We start from the raw sequence: 2,290 nt of genomic DNA, 5'->3' as shown, positions 1-2,290 counted from the left end.
TCGGCGGCGCAGGAGTCGGGGCTGTAGTCGCCGTCTGCAGGCGGATCGGATGCGCCGTGGCCCCGGAGGTCGATCGCCAGAAGGCGCTGGTTTTGACCGAGATTTGCTCGCAAAAGTGCGCTCGTCTCGTCCCAGACTCCGATGTCGTAGGCCATACCGTGTACTAACAGGACGGGGATGGCTTGTGGTTCTTCGCCACTTACCGCGCCCGTGTCGGTGAGATTGAGTCGCCCCGCAGGGCCCGCGACAGTTGTAAAGTGCATAAAATGCCTCGACTTCTACAAGGAATTACAATGTTTTATTCTTAAACAATTTTGACTTCAAATTCGGCACCCCAACATTCATATATGGGTGCAGGTAGACTGTGGAAAGTGGCTACAATGTCATCGGCGCTACAGGTTCAATCTCTCCATTAAAACCTCCGACCTGATTTGTTCGCAATACCCAAGCTTCCCCACCCTGTTCGAGAAAGGCTTGAGTCACTTCATCGCTTGTCAGACGCGGTAGAATTGTGCGCCAACTTAGCAAACTTCGGCGAATCTTTTGCAGCGGACGATCTTCTAAAGTGCTGCCCAAAACTTCAGCTTGATTCTTCCAGTCGGCGCGTGCGGTTCCACACGGCAACAGCAGCCGTTTTAACTTTTTGCTCAACTTTTCTAACTGCTCTAATTTATCTAATTCTTCGGGGTGTTGCTGTTTCGATGCTTCGATATTTGGGAGAGACAGAAGCGATCGAGCAATTTGCCGCATTGCTGCATACAAAGCTTGATTGGAATCTTGAGTGCAATTGTAGTCAGGCCCAACAAACGTCCCTCCGGTGCCATCGCCAATCCGGTAACGAGCCGCCATGATTTCTAACTGGTAAATCAATCGATCGAGCGGCGATCGCTTCTGGCCGTCCTGGGTTTCATACTCGCTCGTGAAGGCATCGAATTCGATTATCGTATCGCAAACCGGGCGCAAACCCAACCAGCCAAACTGTCTGTCGCCCATGTAGCGCGACCAATGCAAACTCCCAGCAATCAGCCCCTCCTGGTTGTGCGTGTAGATTTGGTGATAAACAATGTCAAACCGCAGTTCATTCGCCAGCGGTTCTCGCACGACTGTCGCGAGTCCGTAAGCAAAATGCCCGAAGTAGAGCGGAGTTTTGGTAGCTGGTTCTGCTTTTTTCCCTCCAATCCCACCATAGATGTGAATCAGTAAGGCTCGTTTTCCTTCGTGCCAATTAACTGGATTTCGATTTGATTTGAAACAAAGCAATGCCTTGCTGGTTGTTCCCTTCTGAGCTACCAGATTGCTCCAAGACTCGTGTTTGAGGTAGTGTTTAACTGAGGTTTGGGCTGCAATCTGTCGGTCAGCTTCAACCTGCAACAAACTCCGAGGCGCGATCGCCTGCACGACAAATTGCCCCGATCGATCCGGCGCACCGTAAATATACCATCCAGTTTCATTTAGGGGCGATTTCTCAATGTTTTTGCTGGTGGAAGAAGCATTCTGATTGCTATTGGCAATTACTGGAGGCAGGCTAACGATTTCTCGGGCTCCCGCGAATTGTCGCGAGGCGCGATCGAAGTGAATTACCTCAAACAAATCACCGTTCGGCTGAATCGATCGCACAAATTTCACTAACCCGTAATAACGTCCGGTAATTTGCACTGGTTCGCAAGCAACGGTCAGAATGTTGTTTTCTGCAAATTGTTCCACACCCACGGGTTCTTGCAGCATCACAATTACATCATCGTGAGGATGCGAACCCGCGATCGACTCTAGGGGATTAACTTGTAGCCAGTGATTGAGCCTGGTTGGGTGAACTTTGCCTTGTTTTTGGCTGCGTTCAGCTTGAGGACTGAAATGCACGTCTTTCGTCACAGCCCGAACGTAGGCCTGCACCAGGCGATCGTCACTAAAGCGCAGGATCGCAATTTGTCCCACCAAATGCTGAAATTCACAAGGCGCGTGATGAATTTCAAACAACGCGCCTTGAATCGTTTGCCGTTGGTGAATGGCCGGCAAAATTAATCGCCCCATCCAAGGCGCAATGGGGCGGTAATATTCGGGCGACACAGATCGATCGATCGGATAAAACTCCGGTCGGTTGAAAGCCGCTTGCTGGTAGCGTTCGTAGTTACTCAATTTGGTTGACAGTTGACAGTTGACAGTTGACAGTTGATTGTTGACAGTTGACAGTTGACAGTTATACCATTTTTCTTTCATATGTGGTATTGATCAAATCCGAAGCCCCCCTTAGTAAGGGGGGGTTGGGGGGGTAATATCTAGCGCTACTTTATGA

2 protein-coding genes are annotated in these 2,290 nt (G+C 50.0%); both read right to left on the bottom strand.

The features are described 5' to 3' along the window. On the bottom strand, window positions 1-263 hold a 263-nt coding region (locus WBA89_RS28420), incomplete at its 3' end, for an alpha/beta fold hydrolase (RefSeq protein WP_424410970.1). A gap of 112 nt (window positions 264-375) precedes the next feature. After that, window positions 376-2,214 carry an abortive infection protein gene (locus WBA89_RS28415; RefSeq protein WP_424410969.1) on the bottom strand — a complete coding sequence of 613 codons (1,839 nt, stop codon included), beginning with the start codon at window positions 2,212-2,214 and terminating at the stop codon, window positions 376-378. Window positions 2,215-2,290 lie beyond the last annotated feature (76 nt).

Source organism: Microcoleus sp., assembly GCF_049646505.1.
Taxonomy (GTDB): Bacteria; Cyanobacteriota; Cyanobacteriia; order Cyanobacteriales; family Microcoleaceae; genus Microcoleus.
The sequence above is the reverse complement of the archived record's forward strand: the minus strand, read 5'-3'. Positions and strand labels throughout refer to the sequence as shown.

What these genes read in the sequence shown, in the direction of transcription:
- WBA89_RS28415 (WP_424410969.1), bottom strand. Translation starts at nt 2,214, where the DNA reads ATGAAAGAAAAATGGTATAACTGTCAACTGTCAACTGTCAACAATCAA.